General features: G+C 70.0%; 19 protein-coding genes. 6 read left to right on the plus strand and 13 right to left on the minus strand.

Annotated elements, in window-relative coordinates:
- Positions 1-25: 25 nt before the first annotated feature.
- The 9 genes from gspD to gspG all read right to left on the minus strand — a co-directional run bounded on the left by gspD (position 26) and on the right by gspG (position 8,549).
- On the minus strand, positions 26-2,458 hold the full coding sequence (gene gspD, locus BLR99_RS02130; protein WP_011794073.1) for a type II secretion system secretin GspD: 2,433 nt from the start codon (positions 2,456-2,458) through the stop codon (positions 26-28).
- A 5-nt stretch (positions 2,459-2,463) separates the two neighbouring features.
- Positions 2,464-3,243, minus strand: a complete 780-nt coding sequence (gene gspN, locus BLR99_RS02135) for a type II secretion system protein N (protein WP_170838010.1) — start codon at positions 3,241-3,243, stop codon at positions 2,464-2,466.
- A 98-nt stretch (positions 3,244-3,341) separates the two neighbouring features.
- Positions 3,342-3,995 carry a type II secretion system protein M gene (locus BLR99_RS02140; protein ID WP_011794075.1) on the minus strand — a complete coding sequence of 218 codons (654 nt, stop codon included), beginning with the start codon at positions 3,993-3,995 and terminating at the stop codon, positions 3,342-3,344.
- Positions 3,992-5,242, minus strand: a complete 1,251-nt coding sequence (gene gspL / locus BLR99_RS02145; protein WP_011794076.1) for a type II secretion system protein GspL — start codon at positions 5,240-5,242, stop codon at positions 3,992-3,994. Before gspL ends, BLR99_RS02140 begins: the two co-directional genes overlap by 4 nt.
- Before the next feature lie 63 nt (positions 5,243-5,305).
- Positions 5,306-6,379: a type II secretion system minor pseudopilin GspK gene (gene gspK / locus BLR99_RS02150; protein WP_011794077.1), complete on the minus strand. Its 1,074-nt coding sequence runs from the start codon at positions 6,377-6,379 to the stop codon at positions 5,306-5,308.
- Entirely contained in the window at positions 6,376-7,074 is a 699-nt protein-coding gene (locus tag BLR99_RS02155) for a PulJ/GspJ family protein (protein ID WP_041827795.1), read from the minus strand. Before BLR99_RS02155 ends, gspK begins: the two co-directional genes overlap by 4 nt.
- 164 nt (positions 7,075-7,238) lie before the next feature.
- The gene (gene gspI, locus BLR99_RS02160; RefSeq protein ID WP_011794079.1) at positions 7,239-7,634 is read right to left on the minus strand and encodes a type II secretion system minor pseudopilin GspI; all 396 of its coding nucleotides are present in this window, start codon (positions 7,632-7,634) and stop codon (positions 7,239-7,241) included.
- Positions 7,631-8,086, minus strand: a complete 456-nt coding sequence (locus tag BLR99_RS02165) for a pilus assembly FimT family protein (RefSeq protein WP_011794080.1) — start codon at positions 8,084-8,086, stop codon at positions 7,631-7,633. The genes gspI and BLR99_RS02165 overlap by 4 nt, the downstream gene beginning before the upstream one ends.
- A complete protein-coding gene (gene gspG, locus BLR99_RS02170; protein WP_011794081.1) occupies positions 8,061-8,549 on the minus strand; it encodes a type II secretion system major pseudopilin GspG in 489 nt (162 codons plus the stop codon). Before gspG ends, BLR99_RS02165 begins: the two co-directional genes overlap by 26 nt.
- 23 nt (positions 8,550-8,572) lie before the next feature.
- Here gspG and BLR99_RS02175 point away from each other — a divergent pair, with 23 nt between their 5' ends.
- Entirely contained in the window at positions 8,573-9,049 is a 477-nt protein-coding gene (locus BLR99_RS02175) for a hypothetical protein (RefSeq protein ID WP_011794082.1), read from the plus strand.
- A gap of 24 nt (positions 9,050-9,073) precedes the next feature.
- Here BLR99_RS02175 and BLR99_RS02180 read toward each other — a convergent pair whose 3' ends face one another.
- From BLR99_RS02180 to ilvA, 3 genes are read right to left on the minus strand one after another with little or no spacing between them, the layout of a single operon-like run.
- The gene (locus BLR99_RS02180) at positions 9,074-9,658 is read right to left on the minus strand and encodes a histidine phosphatase family protein (RefSeq protein ID WP_011794083.1); all 585 of its coding nucleotides are present in this window, start codon (positions 9,656-9,658) and stop codon (positions 9,074-9,076) included.
- The gene (gene cobS, locus BLR99_RS02185; protein WP_011794084.1) at positions 9,655-10,467 is read right to left on the minus strand and encodes an adenosylcobinamide-GDP ribazoletransferase; all 813 of its coding nucleotides are present in this window, start codon (positions 10,465-10,467) and stop codon (positions 9,655-9,657) included. The genes BLR99_RS02180 and cobS overlap by 4 nt, the downstream gene beginning before the upstream one ends.
- A gap of 42 nt (positions 10,468-10,509) precedes the next feature.
- Positions 10,510-12,093, minus strand: a complete 1,584-nt coding sequence (gene ilvA / locus BLR99_RS02190; RefSeq protein ID WP_017439165.1) for a threonine ammonia-lyase, biosynthetic — start codon at positions 12,091-12,093, stop codon at positions 10,510-10,512.
- Between the two features lie 290 nt (positions 12,094-12,383).
- On the opposite strand from ilvA, the gene BLR99_RS02195 reads away from it, so the two are divergent.
- Positions 12,384-12,833, plus strand: a complete 450-nt coding sequence (locus tag BLR99_RS02195) for an OsmC family protein (protein WP_011794086.1) — start codon at positions 12,384-12,386, stop codon at positions 12,831-12,833.
- A 10-nt stretch (positions 12,834-12,843) separates the two neighbouring features.
- On the opposite strand, the gene coq7 is transcribed toward BLR99_RS02195, so the two are convergent.
- Complete coding sequence (coq7, locus tag BLR99_RS02200; protein WP_011794087.1) at positions 12,844-13,461, minus strand: 2-polyprenyl-3-methyl-6-methoxy-1,4-benzoquinone monooxygenase; 618 nt, start codon at positions 13,459-13,461, stop codon at positions 12,844-12,846.
- Between the two features lie 294 nt (positions 13,462-13,755).
- Here coq7 and BLR99_RS02205 point away from each other — a divergent pair, with 294 nt between their 5' ends.
- The 4 genes from BLR99_RS02205 to BLR99_RS02220 all read left to right on the plus strand — a co-directional run bounded on the left by BLR99_RS02205 (position 13,756) and on the right by BLR99_RS02220 (position 18,649).
- Complete coding sequence (locus BLR99_RS02205) at positions 13,756-14,790, plus strand: porin (protein WP_017438355.1); 1,035 nt, start codon at positions 13,756-13,758, stop codon at positions 14,788-14,790.
- Positions 14,791-14,985: 195 nt separating this feature from the next.
- The gene (locus BLR99_RS02210) at positions 14,986-16,110 is read left to right on the plus strand and encodes a porin (protein WP_011794089.1); all 1,125 of its coding nucleotides are present in this window, start codon (positions 14,986-14,988) and stop codon (positions 16,108-16,110) included.
- A gap of 309 nt (positions 16,111-16,419) precedes the next feature.
- Complete coding sequence (locus BLR99_RS02215) at positions 16,420-17,400, plus strand: ABC transporter permease (RefSeq protein ID WP_074686764.1); 981 nt, start codon at positions 16,420-16,422, stop codon at positions 17,398-17,400.
- A gap of 1 nt (position 17,401) precedes the next feature.
- Positions 17,402-18,649, plus strand: a complete 1,248-nt coding sequence (locus BLR99_RS02220) for a M20 aminoacylase family protein (RefSeq protein WP_011794091.1) — start codon at positions 17,402-17,404, stop codon at positions 18,647-18,649.
- Positions 18,650-18,658 lie beyond the last annotated feature (9 nt).

Raw genomic sequence — 18,658 nt, forward strand, 5'->3', positions numbered from 1 at the left:
GGAGTGGGAGGACGGGAATGTCCGGTTACTGCGGGTCGTAGGCCCCGGCATCGGCCGGCGCCGGGGCGCGTGCGGGGGCCCGTGCCGGCGCCGGAGCCGGCGGCACGAGCGGCACCAGCGGCGCGGGCGGGGCGCTGCGCACGGCGGGCGCCGCGCCCTGCGGCGTGGCCACGGGGGCTGCCGCGGGCGACGGCGCGAGCGGCGGCAGCACCGGGGCTTCCGACACCGCGCGCATGACCGTGCTGGGGGCGGGCTGGATGTTCTGCTGCAGCGCGCGGATGGCCTCGTAGCGGTCCATCATCAGCGCGTCGCTCGTGGCCGTGTCGCGGATCACCACCGGGCGCAGGAAGACCATCAGGTTGGTCTTCTGGCGCCTGCGGTTCTCGTTGCGGAAAAGGCCGCCCACGACAGGCAAGTCACCCATCAGCGGCACCTTGTCCTGGCCCATGGAATAACGGTCTTCCAGCAGGCCGCCCAGTACGATCACGCTGCCATCGTTGACCAGTACCGTGGATTCGATCGAGCGCTTGCTCGTTGTCGGGCCATTGACTGCGTTGGCCGTGCCGTCGTTTACTTGCGACACTTCCTGGTATAGAGACAGCTTGACCGTGCCGTTCTCGCTGATCTGCGGGCGCACGCGCAGCATCAGGCCCACGTCCTTGCGCTCCACGGTGGTGAACGGGTTCACCGTGCTGCTGCCCGTGCTGTTGGCATACGAGCCGGTCACGAACGGCACGTTGTTGCCGATGATGATCTGGGCCTCTTCGTTGTCCAGCGTCAGCAGATTGGGGGTGGAGAGCACATTGGCATCGCCCGTGTTCTCGAGGAAGTTGGCGAGCGCGCCCAGGTAGTAGTTGCCATTGATGCGCGGCGCGATGGCCACGTTCAGCCCGTTGCCCGGCCGCGCCCCGCTGGCCGAGAGCGCGGAGGTGACGCCACTCACGCTGCCGCTGGCCGCGGCGAGCGCGAGGTTGAGGATGTTCGCGCCGCCGGATGCCGTGGAGTTCGTGCCGATGACGCCGATGGTGCCGTTGCCGTAGTTGCCCATCACCCCCTGCCACTGGATGCCGAAGTCCGCGACCTTGTTGGCCGCGACCTCGACGATCAGGCTCTCCACCAGCACCTGCGCGCGCCGGCCGTCGAGCTGGTCGATCACCGCGCGCAGTTGCCGGAACTGCGGCTCGGGCGCGGAGATGATCAGCGAGTTGGTGGAGGGGTCGGCCTGGATCTGCCCGCCCGTGGACGGCTGGTTGCTGTTCGCGCTGTTCAGGCTGCCCGCGCTGCTGCCCAGGCCACCGGCGCTCGAGCTGCCGCCCATACCGCCGCCCATCCCGCCGCTGCTGCCGGTCTGCATGAGCCCCGAGCCCGAGAGCCCGGTGGAACCGGTGCCCGAACCGCCGCCGGAAGAGGACGGGCCGGAGGAGGACACGGCACCGCCGCCCGCGTTGCTGCCCATGGAGGCCGCCAGCGCCGCGCGCAGCGTGGTCGCGAGCTTGGTGGCGTCCGCATTCTTCAGGTACACCACGTGGATGTTCCCCGACGCCGCCGCGCTTCCCACGACCGGCGCCTGGTCGAGCTTGTCCACCAGCGTGCGCACCAGCGCCAGCCGGGCGGGATTGGCGGCACGCACGATCAGCGAGTTGCTGCGCGGCTCGGGCAGCAGCGTGGTGCGGTAGGCCGTGTCGCTCTGCCCCGGGATGGCGCCGGCCGTGCCCGTCGCGGTGGTGGCCATGCCGGGCGTGCTGCCCGTGCCCTCCACCAGGCGCGACACCAGCGGCGCGAGCTCGCTCGCCACCGCGTTGCGCAGCGGGATCACTTCCACGTCGCTGGCGTTGGACACGTCCATCGCCGCGACGATGCGCGCGATGCGCTGCAGGTTGTCGGCGTAGTCGGTGATGACCAGCGAATTGTTGCCCGGGTTCACGTTGATCGTGTTGTTCGGGCTGATGAGCGGGCGCAGCACCGGCACCAGGTTGGCCGCGTTCTCGAAATTGAGCTTGAAGATCTGCGTGACGATCTGCCCGCCGCCCGGCGCGCTGCCCGAGCCGCCCTGGGTGACCGTCACCGATCCCGACTGGAGCTTGGCGTCCGCTTCGGGAACGACCTTGTAGAGGCCCGCGGATTCCACCACCGTGAAGCCCTGCAGGCGCAGGGCTGCCAGGAACTGCTGGAAGGCCGCGGCCGGCGGGACCGCCCGCTCCGTGACCAGAGTGAGCTGGCCCTTCACGCGCGGGTCCACCACCACGTTGCGCCCGGTGATCGTGGCCATGGTGCGGGCCACCGCCTCGATGTCGGCACCGGCGAAGTTCAGCGTCACGGGCTCGCCCGGGCGCACGCTGGACGGCGCCGCGCCGGTGGCGGTCTGGGCGTTCAACGGGCCGCCGGCGGCGGCGAGCATCGCGCCGGCGGCGATGGCGTGGAGGGCAAACCGCAGGCGCTGCGAATTCAAGGAAGTCATAGGGATCAACCCACGGTGATGAGGGAACGGGCGCCCGTGCGCCGTCCGATGATGTTGAGAAGGTTCGAGAGCACGGCTTCGCGCTCCGGCGCGGCCGTGGCCTCGCCCTCGAAGCGCAGGCGCTGGCCGATCCAGCGGCCGCTGCCCGTGAGGCGCAGCGCGCCGTCCAGCGTCGCGAGCGACAGCGTGGTCACCTCGCCGCCCTGCAGCGTGAGCCGGTAGCTGCCCATCGGGCGCAGCGTGGACAGGCGCGAGGACATGCCCAGCGCATCCAGCTGCGCCTGGCCCGCGATCACGACGCGCCCCGCGGCGCTGTCCATCGCCAGGCCCTGCGTGCGCAGCGCCAGGCGGCCCTGGGGCTGCAGGGTATTGAAGGGCGTTCCCAGCCCCGACAGCACGGCCGCCGGCCACTGGCTCTGCCCGTCGGCCACGGCCACGTGCACGCCGCCCCAGCGCAGCGTGGCGCGGGCCGCGATCGGAGAGGCCGTGCAGCAGTCCGCGCGCACTTGCACGCGCAGCCCGGTCCAGGTGGGCCGCAGCGTCCAGTGCAGCTGCCCGGGCAGCGCCGCGCGGTCGGCACTGCCCTGGCCGCCGGTCAGCACCAGTTGCGCCGAGCCGGTCCAGACCGTGCCGCGCGCCTGGGCGAGCAGGACCTGCCCGCCGCTCGCACGCTCCACGCCCGACGCCAGCCATGCCGCCGGCGCGAAAAGCACCAGGGTGGGAAGCGCGCCCAGCAGGCAGCCGGCCACGGCCCAGAGACGGGGAGACCGGGGGGGGCGCGGCACGCCTGGGCGGGGGGATCGGGTGGTGCGGGGCACGGTGGTCGGAAAGTGTCGGGAAAGAGTCCGTTGCAATGGAAGTCCGGAATATCGGTCCGGCCGGCCTACCGTGCGGGAAGCGCCAGCACCAGCGTGCCGTCCCAGCGTGGCATGGCGTCATCCGCCGCGGCAGCAGCCGGCTTGCCGGCGCGGGCGGCCGCCGTACCGGACGGGGCCAGGGCGGCTGCGCGCTGCGGCGAGGTCGGGCCGAGCACCGCCGGCCCGCCGGGCTGCGGTGCCGCCGCCGTGCTGCGTGCCAGCCGCGCCTCGACGGGCACGGCGCGGGCGTTGCTGCGCGCCTGCGACAGCCATTCGGCCACGCCGTCCGCCGGCGCGGCCTTCAGCGTGACCGTCGCGCGGTCGCCCAGGATGCTGATCTGCGCCTGCGAGCCCAGGCGCTGTGCCAGCGATGTGCGCAGCACCTGCGATGCGTCGCCGGCCGGCGCGGCAGGAGCAGCCTGCAATTGCAGGGCTTCCGACTGCAGCGCCTGCATGCGCTGCAACTGGGCGTCCAGTGCGGCATGCTGCGCGGGCGCCTCGCGCAGCGTGCGCAGCGCCGGCGCCAGCGCCACCCACCAGAGCAGCGCCACCGCCACGACCGTACCGGCCGCGAGCACCAGCGACTGTTCGCGCGGAGCCAGCGTTTTCCAGCGTGCGCGCAGCACTTCGGTGCGGGATCCGGAGGCCGCGGAAGGGGAGGGAGACCGTGCCGGCTTCATGGGCGTGCCCCTTCGCGCAGCAGCACCGCGCCATCCTGCAGGCTGGCCTGGTAGCCGGCGGCGGCCAGGCGTTCATTGGTCGTGGCCAGTTCCTCGGGCTGCAGCTCGACGCCCCGCAGCCGCAATTCCCCGGGGGTGTAGTCGATCGCGGTGGGCAGGCGCCCCGCGGGCAGCGCGCCGCCCGCGGACGCGAGCATCGGCTCCAGGTCGCGCGCCGACACCCCGCCCGCCTGCTGCCGCAGCCGGGCCACCTCGCGTTCCATCTGGACCGGCGCATCTACCACCACCTGCACCTGCGGAAAGGTCTGGGTCAGCGCGTTGCGCACGCCGGCCTGCTTGCCGGCGAGCGCCTGGCGCTCCTGCCAGGCCCAGGCGTTCAGCCCGACCACCTGCGCGGCCACGCACACGCCCAGGGCCCAGCGCGCGGCCCGCCATTGCGGCGCCCGCGCGAAGGTGCCGAAGGCCGTCGCCGTCCTGCGCAGCGTGCGCGTGCGGCGGTTGCTGGCGAACTCGAACTGCGCCAGGTCCCAGGTACCGCGCGCCGCCACCAGCGCGCGCTGGCTCGCCGTGTGCAGTACCGCGGGGCGGCCGGTCATCTGTTCGGCGAGCCGGGCCACTGCCGGCTCCGCCTGCAGGGGCGGGAGGGACTCACCGCCGTCCGCGCCGGACGCGTCCGTGGCGCGCGCAACGCCCGTGAGCTGGAGGGCGGCAGGCGACAGCGGCAGCACGGACGGTACGGCCTCCGTGCCCTGTCCCGTGGCCACCAGCAGCGGTTCCTCGGGCGTGCCGATCACGTAATACGCAGGTGCCTCCCCGGTGCCCGGCGCGAACTCGGGCACCACCCGCTGCACCGGCCGGCCCGCGGCCTCCAGGGCCTGCAGTGCCGCGCGCAGCCAGTTCCGGTCGCACACGGCCACCCAGGCCGGCACGCCCGGCCGCGCGCCCGGCTCCAGCGCGAAATGCAGCTGCGCGGGATCGTCCAGCAGCCGCTCTTCCAGCAGCCCTTCGAGCACCGCGCGCAGGCGCGGCGCCTGCGCGCCCTGGGGCAGCGTGACGCGCTGCCATGACAGGGCCTGGATCGGCACCACGGCGACCACCTCGCCCGCCCGCCCCGGGTCGGGCAGCAGGGACGCGCGGGCGCTGTCGTGGCGGGTAGCGGCATGGCCGTCCGTGGTCAGCGTGTAGCCGTATTCGGTGGCCGGCCCGGGGGCGCTGCCCAGGGGCAGGAAAAGGACGAGGGTGCTCATGGATGGAATTCGCGGGCCATTTTAGGGGCGCTGCATGACGGCAGGTCCGGGGCCCGGCGCAGGTCATCGTGCGGCAACGGGGCTCCTCACGAACGCGCCGCGTTCGCGCCACAGCGTGCGTGCCGTGGAGCCGGCCTTGTACACCAGCGAGCGCTCCTCCACGACGGTGTCGCCCAGGCGCAGGCGTCCCCGCACTTCGTAGTACGAAGACATGGTCGAGTGGGTCTCGGGCGGGATCTGCAGGCTGCCGCCCAGTTGCCGGGTGGCGTCCGCGGAGGTCTTGAAATGCTGCGACTCCCGCGCCTGCACCAGCCGCTGCGCGCCCGCCATGTCCAGCCCGTCGATGCTGGCCTGCAGCACCTGCGCGCTCGCGGTATTGAGATTGACCGGCGTGCGCCGCGGCAGCAGGGTCGCATACGGTTCCAGCGCGGCGACCGTGGACGCCGACAGCCCCAGCCACGTGAGCTGCGTGAAGCTGCGGGGCATGAGCGGAACGGATGCGAGGTCGGCCGGTCCGGCGGCGGGCGCTGCCGCGGCGCCCGTGCCAGTTCCGGTGCCGGTGCCGGGGTTGCCGGTTCCCGCGGCATGGCTCTGCGCCATCGCCTTGCGCAGGCCTTCCGCGAGCTGCTGCAACTCCTGCTGCGGCAGCCCCAGCGCATCGAACAGGCGGCCGAACTGGCGCAGGGCGGGCGCGGACAAGGCGGTGCCCTCGACCAGGTTGAAGACATTGAGCCGCGACTGCAGGTCGGTGATCTGGCCCGACAGGAAGGCATTGGCGGTGTCCGTGCTGGCATCCGGCTCGGCCGTCGCGCCTTCGGGCCCGGCCGCGAGGAAGGTGGACAGCCGCGCCTCTTCCAGCGGAACGGCCCAGGGTTCCGCGAGGTGGTCCGTACCGTCACCGCCGCGCGCGAACAGGTCTTCGCGCAGGATCAGCCGCGACCAGTCGAGCGCGCCGACCAGCAGCCATGCCGACTGCACGCGTGCCCGTTCGGCGGCTTCCACCTCGACGGCGCGCCATTGCTGCCACATCGCCGCAGCCGCGAAAGTGGCCACCAGCGCCACGGTGAGCATCGCCGCGAGGAGCGCCGCCCCGCGCTGGCGCACGGCGCCCGTCCTGCCGCCGCCGCGCCGCGTCACGACTTGCCTCCGCCATTGGTGGGGGTGACCCAGTCCCGGGTGATCGTGCCGGCGAGCGCGCGCCCCGGCGGCAGCACGATCTGCAGGCGCACCCCGTCGGGAATGCTCGTCGGGGCCGTCGGCCCCATGGTCTGTGGGGTGGGGGCCGTGGCGCTGCTGGACAGACCGTTGTACCAGGCCCCGTCGCGGTAGTAGAAAAGGCGCCAGTCCTGCAGCGGCATCAACACGGTTTCCCCGCGCTCGGCCCCGGCACTGCCCGCACCGCCCGAGCGCGCCCACAGCGCCGCGCGCTGCCAGGCCGTGTTCCATTCGCCCAGAGTGCGCAGCGGGGGCGACTGCCAGCGCAGCCACTGGTCCGCGCCGTTCACCGCACGCCGCGCCCAGGCGACCACGAACGCCCCTTCGTCGGGCGTGCCACTGCCCCGGCGCGTCAGGCGCAGCACCTGCCCGTCCCAATCGATGGGCTTGGTCTGGTCCATGGCCTGCAGCGCATCCAGGTCCGCCGTCCACTGCGCCAGCGCGGCCTCCACCACCAGCAACTCGTCCCCGCGCGCCCGCGTCTGCTCCTGCGCCCGCGCCATGCCATCCAGGCCGCGCCAGCTCATGAGCGCCAGCAGCGACATGATCGCGATCGCGACCAGCAGCTCCACGAGCGTGAAGCCGGCGGCATGGCGCCGAGTACGTGTCCTGAAGATCCAGAGATCAAAGCCATGTCGACTGGGTACGCTATCTGCACGGCCTTCCTGGTCCGGAGGCCGCGGAGCAGGCCATGCCGGCAGACGCCGTGGATCGGGCTTTGCCCGGCCACTGGCGGCGTCCCCCTCGGGGGGAAGGCGCCGAAGGCGGCTCAGGGGGGGCATCAGTACCTCCCCACGATGGTGGACAGCCGCAGCACCGGCCCCGTGGCATCGAAAACCTGGGCATCGACCCGGCGGAACTGCGGATTGGGCGTCGGCCGCACGGCCACCGCCACGTCATAGCGCAGGCCGGCCTGCTCGCAGGGCACGGTGCTGTCCCCGATGGAAGGCATCTGGCGTGCGAGCCGCACCTTCACGAGTTCGTTCTCCGCGCAGATGTGCGCGAGCATCACGTCGGACTGGCGCGCGGCATTGCGGGCCAGCGCCGAGGTGGCCTGCGTGCCGGCCGTCAGCGCGATCGCCACGATGGCCAGGGCCACCAGCACTTCGACCAGCGTGAAACCCGTGGCCGATGCCCGGCCAGCGCACTGGCGAGCGGTGGCCGCGCGCGGGGTCATTGCACCGTCTCCGCGGTGAAGGGACGCAGGCCGTCGGTCGCCACGCGCACCGAGCGCCCGGGATGGGACTGGCTCGCGAGCACCACCTGCTGCGGTGCAATCAGCGGCTCGGGGCCCAGTTGCAGCAGCGCGGGGCCCACCACGTAGGTCGAGGGATCGAGCCAGGCGCCCGGGGCCGGGTTGCCGGGCAGTCCCTCGAACCGGAAGTTTCCGCCAACGGCACGCCAGCGTACCGGCGCGCCGGAGGCACGGGACTGGGCCCGGCCCGCCTCCAGCAGCGCGGCGAGGCGCTCGCCTTCGCGCTGCAGGGCCGTCTGGCCGTCGTCCCGCAGTGCGAAGCCCACGCCCGCCGTGGCGATGGCGATCAGCGAGATCACCACCAGCAGTTCCAGCAGCGTGAAGCCCCGGGCGCCGCGGCGCCAGCGCTTACTGCCAGCTGCCGATGTCGGCATTCTTGCCCTCGCCGCCCGACTGCCCGTCGGCGCCGAAGGACATCACGTCCACTTCGCCCTTGATGCCGGGATTCAGGTACTGGTAGGGCCGGCCCCAGGGATCGTTGGGCAGCTTCTCGAGATAGGGGCGCCAGTTGCCCGGGACCGGGCCGTTCGTGGGGCGGGCGATCAGCGCCTGCAACCCCTGCTCGGCGGTGGGATAGCGCTGGTTGTCCAGGCGGTAGAGCTTCAGCGCCTGGACGATGTTGGTGATGTCGGTGCGTGCCGCGGTCACCCGCGCATCGTCCGCACGGTCTATCACATTGGGAACGATCAGGGCGGCCAGCACCCCGATGATGACCAGCACGACCATCAGCTCGATCAGCGTGAAGCCGCGCGCGATCCGGCTGCGGGCGTTCCTGGCGCGCCGTGCGATGGCGCCTGCGTTGCGGGAGATCACGGTCTTCTGAAAAGTGGGAGACATATCCGGTCAATGATAATCGTGACATGGTGACAAACACATCCGGCCCCTGGGGCGTTCGGCTCGGCACGCTCGCCCTGTGGGTGCTCGCAGGCGCCAGCGTGGTTTTCTGGGGGCTCCGGCTGGCGGTCCGTCCGGCACCCATCGCCGCCCCCGTCGCGGCGCCCGCGCCGCCGGCTCCGGATGCGCAGGCGCTCGCGCGGCTGCTGGGCGCGGGCCCGGCCGCTCCCGGCGCGCCCGCCGCGCGCGAGCCCAGCCGCTTCGCCCTGCAGGGCGTGCTCGCCGGCACGGCCAGCGGCGGCGGCGCGGCCCTCATCGCCATAGACAACCAGCCCGCGCGTCCGTTCCGCCTGGGAGCCACCGTGGCCGAAGGCCTGGTGGTGCAGTCGCTGGGCCGAAAGCAGGTGCGCCTCGGTCCGCCCCGGGGTGGCGAGGCCACGGTCACCCTCGAAGTGCCTGAAAAAGGAGACGGAGCAACGGGTGTAACAACCGTCGCGCCTTGAGCCGCCCCTTCCTTCTTTGCAGACTCAGGCGGGGTCGAGGCCGCCGATCTCGCGGCATTCCCAGGCGCCGTACCCGGGCGCATCCAGCGGCCATTCGTCGGCGCGCGGTGCGCGGGACGGTTGCTCCAGCAGCCAATGCACGCAGCGCGCGACGCCGGCATGCGTGATCCACACGACGTCGGCGGCACCCGTGTCGCGCGCTTCCCGCAGGGCGTTCCGCACGCGCGCCAGCATCCGCGCCAGACTTTCGCCATTGCCTGGCGCATGGCCTGGGAAGTCGGCCATCCATGCATCGATGGCCGCGCGCCCGATTCCGTTCCAGGGACGGCCCTCCCAGGTCCCGAAATCCATTTCCACCAGCCGCGCGTCCGGCTGCGGAGAGAGATCGGAACGCAGGGCCTGCAGCGAACGTGCCAATTCCGCGCAGCGCCCGAGCGGCGAATGCCAGACGGGCAGGGCGGTGGCGGGCAGGGCGCTGGCCAGGCGGATGGCGGCATCGGCGGTGGCCTGGGCGTCCGGCGCCACATCGAGCGATCCATAGCAGATACCCGCGGCCACGCACGGCATGGCATGCCGCACCAGCCAGAGCCGCACGGGCCGCGCGCTCATGTGGCAGCGGTACCGGCCACCGCGGCGCATCCCAGGTAGAACGCGATCTCGGCCACCTGCTGCACCGCCCCCAGGCAGTCCCCCGTGAAACCCTGCAGGCGCCGGGCGAACCATGCACGCAGCGTCCAGGCGGCCACGCCGCTGGCGCCCAGGGCCGCCAGGGCCGATGCCGGGCCCAGCAGCCAGGCTGCGAGCACCAGCGCGGGCGCGGCCCACAAGCCGGCTGCCAGCAGCGCGCCCAGCGTGATCCGGTCCGCCAGCGGCTTGCTCTTGGAGGTGGCCTCATGGCCCACGTGGGGCAATGTGCGCACCAGCAGCAGGGGCCAGAAGCGGGACACCACATGCGCGCCTGCCAGGGCCGCCAGTGCCACGGCCAGCCCGCGGTGCCCCAGCATCGCCAGCATCGCGAGCTTGCTGGCCAGGGCCAGGCACAGGGCCATGGCCCCGAACGCGCCAATGCGCGAATCCTTCATGATTTCCAGGGCCCGCCCGCGGTCCGCGCTGCCGCCCAGGCCGTCCGCCACGTCCGCCAGGCCGTCCTCGTGAAAGCCTCCGGTGAGCACGACGGTCGCCGCGGTGCTGAGCGCTGCACAGGCCAATGCCGCATAGGGCTGGGGGCCGAAGAGCAGGTGGAGCGTGCCGTACACCAGGGACGCCACGGCCGCCACGATCCAGCCCACGCCGGGGAAATGCGCGGCGCTCGCCCGCAGCATGGCCGGGCTGAACCCCACCCAGTCCGCGCACCGCCCGGTCACGGGGATGCGCGTGAAGAACTGCACGGCCAGCAGGAAGTGGCGAAGGGCCTGCATGGGGCAGCGGGGCGGTCGCTTCTCGTTGGCGATCGGAAGGCGTCAGCCCCGGCCCGCGGGCGCCTGCAGGAACAGCCGGTACGCGGGGTTCTGCGTTTCTTCCACGTAGGGGTAGCCCAGCGTCTGCAGGAAGGCCTCGAAGGCCTGTGCGTCGCCCGCCGGCACCTGCATGCCCACGAGGATGCGGCCGTAGTCCGCCCCCTGGTTGCGGTAGTGGAAGAGGCTGATGTTCCAGCTTGGCTGCATCATGCTCAGGAACTTGAAGAGCGCGCCCGGGCGCTCCGGGAAGATGATGCGCAGCAGCCGCTCGTCCTGGGCGAGCCCGGAGCGGCCGCCCACGAGGTGCCGCAGGTGCTCCTTGGCCAGTTCGTCGTGCGTGAGGTCCAGCGCCTCGAACCCATGGCGCTGGAAGTTGCGCGCGATCTTCTCCGACTCGCCCTTGCCATGCGTGGTCAGCCCGACGAAGACGTGGGCTCGCGACGCATCGCTGATGCGGTAGTTGAACTCCGTCACGTTGCGGGGGCCGCCGGGCAACTGGCCGACCACCTCGCAGAAGCGCCGGAAGCTCCCGCGCTCCTCGGGGATCGTCACCGCCAGCAGCGCCTCGCGCTCTTCGCCCACTTCGGCACGCTCCGCGACGAAGCGCAGGCGGTCGAAATTCATGTTGGCGCCGCACAGGATGGCGGCGTACGTTTCCCCGCGGGTCTTGTGTTGGGCCACGTACTGCTTGATGGCCGCCACCGCCAGGGCCCCGGCGGGCTCCACGATGCTGCGCGTGTCCACGAAGATGTCCTTGATCGCCGCGCAGACGGCGTCGGTGTCCACCGTGATGAACTCGTCCACCAGCCCGCTCGCGACGCGGAAGGTCTCCTCGCCCACCAGCTTCACGGCCGTGCCGTCCGAAAACAGCCCCACGTCGGGGAGCGCCACGCGGCTGCCGGACGCGACCGAGCGTGCCATGGCGTCGGAATCGTTCATCTGCACGCCGACGATGCGGATCTCCGGCCGCACGGCCTTGATGTAGTTGGCCACCCCGCTCACCAGGCCGCCGCCGCCGATCGCCACGAACACCGCGTCCAGCCGATTGCTGCCCAGGCTCTGCAGCTGGCGCAGGATTTCCATGGCGATGGTGCCCTGTCCGGCGATCACGTCCGGATCGTCGAACGGATGCACGAAGGTCAGGCCCTGCTCCTGCTGCAGGCGCGCGGCGTGCTCGTAGGCGTCGGAGTAGCTGTCCCCGTGCAGCACGACCTCGCCGCCCAGCGTCTTCACGGCGTCCACCTTGAGCTGCGGCGTGGTCGTGGGCATCACCACCACCGCACGCGTGCCCAGGCGCTTGGCGCTCATGGCCACGCCCTGCGCATGGTTGCCGGCCGAGGCGCAGATCACGCCGCGCTGCAACTGCTCGGCAGACAGGTGCGCCATCTTGTTGTAGGCACCCCGCAGCTTGAAGCTGAACACGGGCTGCTGGTCCTCGCGCTTGAGCAGCACCGTGTTGTGCAGCCGGCGGCCCAGCGCGCGCGCGGGCTCCAGTGCCGACTCGACGGCCACGTCGTACACGCGCGCCGTCAGGATCTTCTTGAGGTAGTCGGCGGGTGTCAGGGCAGGGGGGGAGGTCTTCGTCATGGATGCGTGGGCTGCGGCAGGGCCGACATCATAGGCCTTTGCCCCAGCCGGCCCGCCCCAGCCGGGCGGGGCAAAAAAAAACGGCCCCGGATCGTGAGATCCGGAGCCGAATCCATCCTTTGAGGAGATGGAGGAGACAATGGGCGCGTCGGGTGGGTCTTTTCAGATCCGCCAACCCTTTCGGGCAACGCATGGCGCAAGTGTAGCGCAACCGATGCTGCGATGCAGCAAAATCGCGATGGTGCGGCCGCGAAAGTCTTCGGGCTGCCAATTTGATGGGAAAAAACAACATGGAATGCACAGTCACCTGGACCGGCGCCTCGGGCACGCGCTCGGGCATGGGGTTCATCGCGGAAACCGGCAGCGGCCACGTCCTGGCCATGGACGGGGCGCCCGATGCCGCCAACCCCGCCAACGGAGGACAGAATCTGGCCCCCCGGCCGATGGAAACGGTCCTCGCCGGCACCGGCGGCTGCACCGCCTACGACGTGGTGCTCATCCTGCGACGGGGCCGCCACGACGTCCGCGGCTGCAGCGTGAAGCTCAGTTCCGAGCGTGCAGAGACCGACCCGAAAGTGTTCACCCGCATCCACATGCACTTCACCGTCACGGGCAGGGCCCTTCCGCCGGCGGCGGTCGAGCGGGCCATCGCCATGAGCCACGAGAAGTACTGCTCCGCGAGCATCATGCTCGGCAAGACGGCGGAGATCACCACCGGCTTCGACATCGTGGAGGCCTGAACCCGGCTCCCTATATATGGTGTGCCGTAGCCGTCATCACCCGGGCGGCGGCGGCCATGAGCACGCGGGCCGGCGCGGGCAGGTCCGATGCGCCCGCGGCGCGGGCGTCGTCGGCATGCCGTTGCTCGTCGGCCTGCATGCGCTCGATCACCGCGAGGGAGGCCGCATCCTGCGGCGGCATCCGCTCCAGGTGCCCCTGCAGGTGGCGCGCCACCTGGTTTTCCGTTTCCACCACGAAACCCAGGCTGGCGGCATCGCTGACCTGCGCCGCCGTCCAGCCGATCGCGAACGCCCCGGCGAACCATAGGGGATTCAGCAAGCTGGGTCGGCTTCCCAGGGCCTGCAGGCGCTCGGCCGTCCAGGCCAGATGGTCGGTTTCCTCGCGGGCCGCCTCCATCAGCCGCGCGCGCAGCGCCGGATCGCGCGTGACGGCGGCCTGCCCCATGTAGAGCGCCTGGGCGCACACTTCGCCCACGTGGTTCACCCGCATGAGCGCCCCGGCCTCGCGCCGCTGGGCCGGCGACAGGTCGCCTTCCGGCAGGCCCCGGGCTGGCGACGGCTGCGCGGCGCGGGGGCGTGCGAAGAGCGTGCGCAAGGCGTTGTCCGCGGCTATCAAGAGCTTGTCCATGGCGATGAATGTCGATGACGGAAGGGGAGGATTGCTGCAAAAAAAATAGCGTAAGGCCCCGATTCCATCGCGTCCTACCTCACTTCCGCGGAACCTTTTTGTGTGTTGCGATGGTGCAACGAAATAGGGCTTTCGGGGCGATTGTGCGGGAATTCCTTTGCGAAACGGAACGGCCTCTGTTGCAATAAGGGCAACTTCCCCACCAGGAGGTTGGCCCGGGGTTGGCGGACTGCGCCTGTAGTGCGTACCAGCCCCCCGAACCGGCGCCCTCGTTTAACCTTGGAGTAACTCGCAATGAAAAAATCCCTGATTGCCCTGGCTGTGCTGGCTGCTTCCGGCGCTGCAATGGCTCAATCTTCCGTCACGATGTTCGGTATCGTCGATACGGGCGTTACCTATGTGAACCACGCCAATGCAGCCGGTGACAGCCTGTACGGCCTGACCACCAGCGGCAACGCCACGAGCCGTCTGGGCTTCCGTGGTACGGAAGACCTGGGTGGCGGCCTGAAGGCCGGCTTCTGGCTCGAAGGCGAGATCTTCGGTGACAACGGCAACGCCAGCGGTTTCAACTTCCAGCGCCGCTCGACCCTGAGCCTGGCTGGCAACTTCGGTGAAGTGCGCCTGGGCCGCGAACTGGTCCCCACCTACAGCAAGGCCAGCAGCTATGACCTGTTCGGCCAGACCGGCATTGGCCAGTTCATGGGCTGGAGCAACTGGATCGGCAGCGCAACGGCTGACGCCAACGACATCCGTTCCAGCAACATGATCAGCTACTACACGCCCAACTTCGGCGGCTTCAGCGGTGGCGTGGGTTATGGCTTCGACGAAAAGACCTCCGGCAAGGAAGCCCGCTACGCTGGCATCACCGGTTCCTATGACAACGGTCCTCTGAGCGTGACCCTGGCATACGACCGCCGCGACCTGGCTGGTTCCGTTTCGCGCGACACGCTGTCCGTCGGTGGTTCGTATGACCTGAACGTCGTCAAGCTGTCCACGATCCTGCAACAGTCCAAGTACGAAGCTCCTGGCGTGGCTGATGCCAAGTTCAACGCCTACTCCCTGGGTGCTTCCGCTCCCGTCGGCGCTGGCGAATTCAAGCTGCAATACGCCCTGTACGACCAGAAGGCCATCGACTCCAAGGCCCACCAACTGTCCCTGGGCTATGTCCACAACCTGTCCAAGCGCACCGCTCTGTACGGCACCGTGGCTTACCTGAAGAACAAGGACAGCTCCAACCTCGGCCTGGCCACCAAGGGCCTGACCGTGGCTGGCCCCGGCGCTGGCAACAACCAGACCGGCGTGCAAGTCGGTATCCGTCACGCTTTCTGATGAACGGCTGGCCCAGCCAGCTTGATTCAGCAAGTCAAGAAACCGCTGCCCTCGGGCAGCGGTTTTTTTTTGTCACTCCGGTAACAGGAACTAAGGGAAAACGACTGTGGGTATGCCGCGAACGGCTGTTCCGATGCAAGTCATTGATTTCTAGAATGAAAGTTCCCTCATCCCTTCCGCAGAAAGAGACAACACATGCGTATTCCGTCTGTGAAAAAAACGGTGGCCATGACCACCCTGGCAGTAGCGGCTCCCTTCACGTTCGCGCAGCAGGCCGGCACCAGCAGTGTCCAGCTGTACGGCATCGTGGACATGGCGTATCGCCACACCAACAACGAAGGCCCCGCCGGAAGTCCGGGCGGCTCGTTGAGCCAGATGGTCGGGGGTGGCATGTCCCAGAGCCGTTGGGGCATCAACGTGACCGAGGACCTGGGTGGAGGGCTGAAGGCCCTGGTCAACCTGGAAAACCGTTTCGGCGCCGATACGGGCACGCCGGCCACGCCGTACTTCCAGCAATCCTGGGTGGGCCTGCAGGGCGGCTTCGGCCGTGTCACGCTGGGCCGCCAATACAACGTTCTCTTCGACCTGGTGACCAGCACGTACGCGTCCTATCCCTACTCGCCGTACATGGACGTCTACAAGCCCGAGATCGGTTTCGCACTGGGCGCGCGGGCCGACAACATGATCAAGTACATGGCCGAGGTCGGTCCATGGCGCGGTGGGTTGCAGTATTCCTTCGACGAAAAGAGCGCCACGGGCGGCAAGACGGCCGGCGGCTACGTGCGCTATGCGTCGGGCGGCCTGGCGGCGGGCCTGGGCTACCAGCAGTACGAATTCGCCTCCGGCAAGAAGATCGACGCCTGGACCCTGGGTGGTTCCTACCGCATGGGCAACTGGTACTTCAACGGCGGCTATGGCCAGAACAAGGTGGACGATGGCCTCACGGCCGTGGACCGTGCCGTTCTGGCCGCGATGTGGCAGGGCGGCATCAACGGCGGGTTCGGCGGCCCGGCCTTCCTTGCGGCCAACAAGCGCACGATCTACAAGATCGGCGCGGGCTACCAGATCACGCCGCAGATCAACCTGGGCGCGCACTACTTCCGTGCGGAGCAGAAGGGCAATACCGATCTCGCCAAGGCCAAGGCCGACTTCTTCACCATGGCGCTCGACTATGCATTCTCCAAGCGGACGGATGCGTACATCGAAGTGGACCACACCAAGCTCAAGGGCGACCAGGTCAGCCTGAACAACGCCGCCGGCCAGCCCAACGGCGCCAGGTCGCGCACCGGCTACACCATCGGCCTGCGGCATCGCTTCTGATCCGTCCCCGGCTGGCGGCACCATGCCACCGGCATGCTGGTCCGCAGCGCAAATCCTGCCGCACCGTGGTGGAGCAGGCCTGCATGCCCTCCTGCCCGCCATGGGCCGGAGGGCATGTGCCATCTGGTCTGCCCATTGCCGTTTTCAGTCCCGTGTCCATCGCTCGGCGGTATGGCGTATGTGCCGCAGGCCTGTGAAGGCGACCCCGCCGGGGCCGGGCTTGGGCCGACAACCATCCGCGATGGCCCGGGTATTGCATGCGGTGGCCATATGCCCTGCTAGCATGCCCGCTTCTCTGCCGTTCCTACGATGCTTGCCTTCATTCTGAGACGCCTCATCCAGGCCGTGATCGTCATGGTCGCGGTGGCTTTCATCTCCTTCATGCTGTTCCAGTATGTGGGCGATCCCGTCACCTTCCTGCTCGGGCAGGACGCCACGCCGGACCAGATACGGGACATGCGTGCGGCACTCGGGCTGGACCAGCCTTTCATCGTGCAGTTCTGGCATTTCCTCGTGAATGCCGCTCAGGGGGAGTTCGGACTCAGCCTCCGGCAGGGGGCCAAGGTGTCCAGCCTCATTGCCGAGCGTTTCCCGGCCACGCTGGAGCTGGCGCTGGTCGCCGCTGTCCTGGCCCTGGTGGTCGGCGTGCCCATGGGGGTCTATGCGGCGCTGCGTCGCGGCGCCTTCACGAGCCAGCTCTTCATGACGCTGTCCCTGCTGGGGGTGTCGCTGCCCACGTTCCTCATCGGCATCCTGCTGATCCTCGTGTTCGCCGTCCACCTGGGCTGGTTCCCGAGCTTCGGGCGCGGTCCGGTCACGCAGGTCGGCTGGTGGAGCACGGGCCTGCTCAGTGCCAAGGGCTGGCACCACATCACGCTGCCGGCGGTGACGCTGGCCATCTTTCAGCTCACGCTCATCATGCGCCTCGTGCGCGCCGAGATGCTGGAGGTGCTGCGCACCGACTACATCAAGTTCGCCCGCGCCCGCGGCCTGTCCGACCGGGCCATCCATTTCGGGCATGCCCTGAAGAACACGCTGGTGCCGGTGATGACGATCACCGGCCTGCAACTGGGCGGCCTCATCGCCTTCGCCATCATCACCGAGACGGTGTTCCAGTGGCCCGGCATGGGCCTGCTCTTCATCCAGGCGGTGACGTTCGCGGACATTCCCGTGATGGCGGCCTACCTCTGCCTGATCGCACTGATCTTCGTGGTGATCAACCTGGTCGTGGACCTGCTGTATTTCGCGGTCGATCCCCGCCTGCGGGTGGGCAAGGCGGGAGGGCACTGACATGGCGGTCGCAGCAGCCAAGCCGGCACTGTCCGCGCCGCCCCGCCTGCGGGCCGGCGGCCGCGCCTTCGCCCACATCGCCCAGTTCCACCCCGAGCTGACCGCGTTCCGCCGCGACCTGCATGCCCATCCCGAACTGGGTTTCGAAGAGGTCTATACGGGCTCCCGCGTGAAGGAGGCGCTCAAGGTCTGCGGGGTGGACGAGATCCACGACGGCATCGGCCGTACCGGCATCGTGGCGGTGATCCACGGGCGCAGCCGTTCCAGCGGCAGCATGATCGGCCTGCGCGCCGACATGGACGCCCTGCCCATGTCGGAGCAGAACGAGTTCACCTGGAAGTCCTGCAAACCCGGACTCATGCACGGCTGCGGTCACGACGGCCACACGGCCATGCTGGTGGGGGCCGCGCGCTACCTCGCCGCCACGCGCCATTTCGACGGCACGGCCGTGCTCATCTTCCAGCCCGGCGAGGAGGGCTTCGGCGGTGCGCGCGTGATGATCGAGGACGGCCTGTTCGAGCGCTTTCCCGTGCAGTCGGTCTATGCCATGCACAACTGGCCGGCCATGCAGCCGGGCACCATCGGACTCAATTCCGGGGCGATGATGGCATCGGCCGACCGCATCACCATCGAGATCACCGGCCGCGGCGGACATGGTGCGCACCCGTACCAGACGGTGGACGTGGTGCTCGTGGCCGCGCACATCATCACCGCGGTGCAGGGCATCGTCTCGCGCAACGTGCGCCCGCTCGACAGCGCGGTGATCAGCCTCTGCGCCATGCAGGCGGGCGACCTCGGGGCCTTCAGCGTGCTGCCCGGCACGGCCACGCTGGTGGGCACGGTGCGCACGTTCTCGCCCGCGGTGCAGGAGATGATCGAGCAGCGCCTCAAGGACCTGTGCAGCGCGGTGGCGCTGGGCTTCGGCGCCACGGCCTCCGTGCGCTACGAACGCATCTACCCCGCGACCATCAACACCGAAAGCGACGCGCAGTTCGCGGGCGACGTGGCAGTGTCGATCGTCGGGGCCGAGAACGTGGTGCGCGACCTGGAGCCCAGCATGGGCGCGGAAGACTTCTCCTTCATGCTGCAGAGCAAGCCGGGCGCCTACCTGCGCATCGGGCAGGGCACCGGGCCCGGCCACAGCGCGCTGCACAACAGCCGGTACGACTTCAACGACGAGATCCTGCCCCTGGGCGCCGCGCTGCACGCGGGCCTGGTCGAGCAGGCCATGCCGCTGGCAGCGGTCTGAGGTATGACG

Source organism: Paracidovorax citrulli (genome assembly GCF_900100305.1).
Classification (GTDB): domain Bacteria; phylum Pseudomonadota; class Gammaproteobacteria; order Burkholderiales; family Burkholderiaceae_C; genus Paracidovorax; species Paracidovorax citrulli.

Bases quoted from the DNA above. Each gene is read 5' to 3' on its own strand.
- gspD (WP_011794073.1), bottom strand. From the start codon at position 2,458: ATGACTTCCTTGAATTCGCAGCGCCTGCGGTTTGCCCTCCACGCCATC.
- BLR99_RS02195 (WP_011794086.1), top strand. From the start codon at position 12,384: ATGGAATGCACAGTCACCTGGACCGGCGCCTCGGGCACGCGCTCGGGC.
- BLR99_RS02220 (WP_011794091.1), top strand. From the start codon at position 17,402: ATGGCGGTCGCAGCAGCCAAGCCGGCACTGTCCGCGCCGCCCCGCCTG.
- BLR99_RS02175 (WP_011794082.1), top strand. From the start codon at position 8,573: ATGGTGACAAACACATCCGGCCCCTGGGGCGTTCGGCTCGGCACGCTC.
- cobS (WP_011794084.1), bottom strand. From the start codon at position 10,467: ATGCAGGCCCTTCGCCACTTCCTGCTGGCCGTGCAGTTCTTCACGCGC.
- ilvA (WP_017439165.1), bottom strand. From the start codon at position 12,093: ATGACGAAGACCTCCCCCCCTGCCCTGACACCCGCCGACTACCTCAAG.
- BLR99_RS02210 (WP_011794089.1), top strand. From the start codon at position 14,986: ATGCGTATTCCGTCTGTGAAAAAAACGGTGGCCATGACCACCCTGGCA.
- BLR99_RS02215 (WP_074686764.1), top strand. From the start codon at position 16,420: ATGCTTGCCTTCATTCTGAGACGCCTCATCCAGGCCGTGATCGTCATG.
- BLR99_RS02140 (WP_011794075.1), bottom strand. From the start codon at position 3,995: ATGAAGCCGGCACGGTCTCCCTCCCCTTCCGCGGCCTCCGGATCCCGC.
- BLR99_RS02180 (WP_011794083.1), bottom strand. From the start codon at position 9,658: ATGAGCGCGCGGCCCGTGCGGCTCTGGCTGGTGCGGCATGCCATGCCG.
- gspG (WP_011794081.1), bottom strand. From the start codon at position 8,549: ATGTCTCCCACTTTTCAGAAGACCGTGATCTCCCGCAACGCAGGCGCC.
- coq7 (WP_011794087.1), bottom strand. From the start codon at position 13,461: ATGGACAAGCTCTTGATAGCCGCGGACAACGCCTTGCGCACGCTCTTC.
- gspI (WP_011794079.1), bottom strand. From the start codon at position 7,634: ATGACCCCGCGCGCGGCCACCGCTCGCCAGTGCGCTGGCCGGGCATCG.
- gspL (WP_011794076.1), bottom strand. From the start codon at position 5,242: ATGAGCACCCTCGTCCTTTTCCTGCCCCTGGGCAGCGCCCCCGGGCCG.
- BLR99_RS02165 (WP_011794080.1), bottom strand. From the start codon at position 8,086: ATGCCGACATCGGCAGCTGGCAGTAAGCGCTGGCGCCGCGGCGCCCGG.
- BLR99_RS02205 (WP_017438355.1), top strand. From the start codon at position 13,756: ATGAAAAAATCCCTGATTGCCCTGGCTGTGCTGGCTGCTTCCGGCGCT.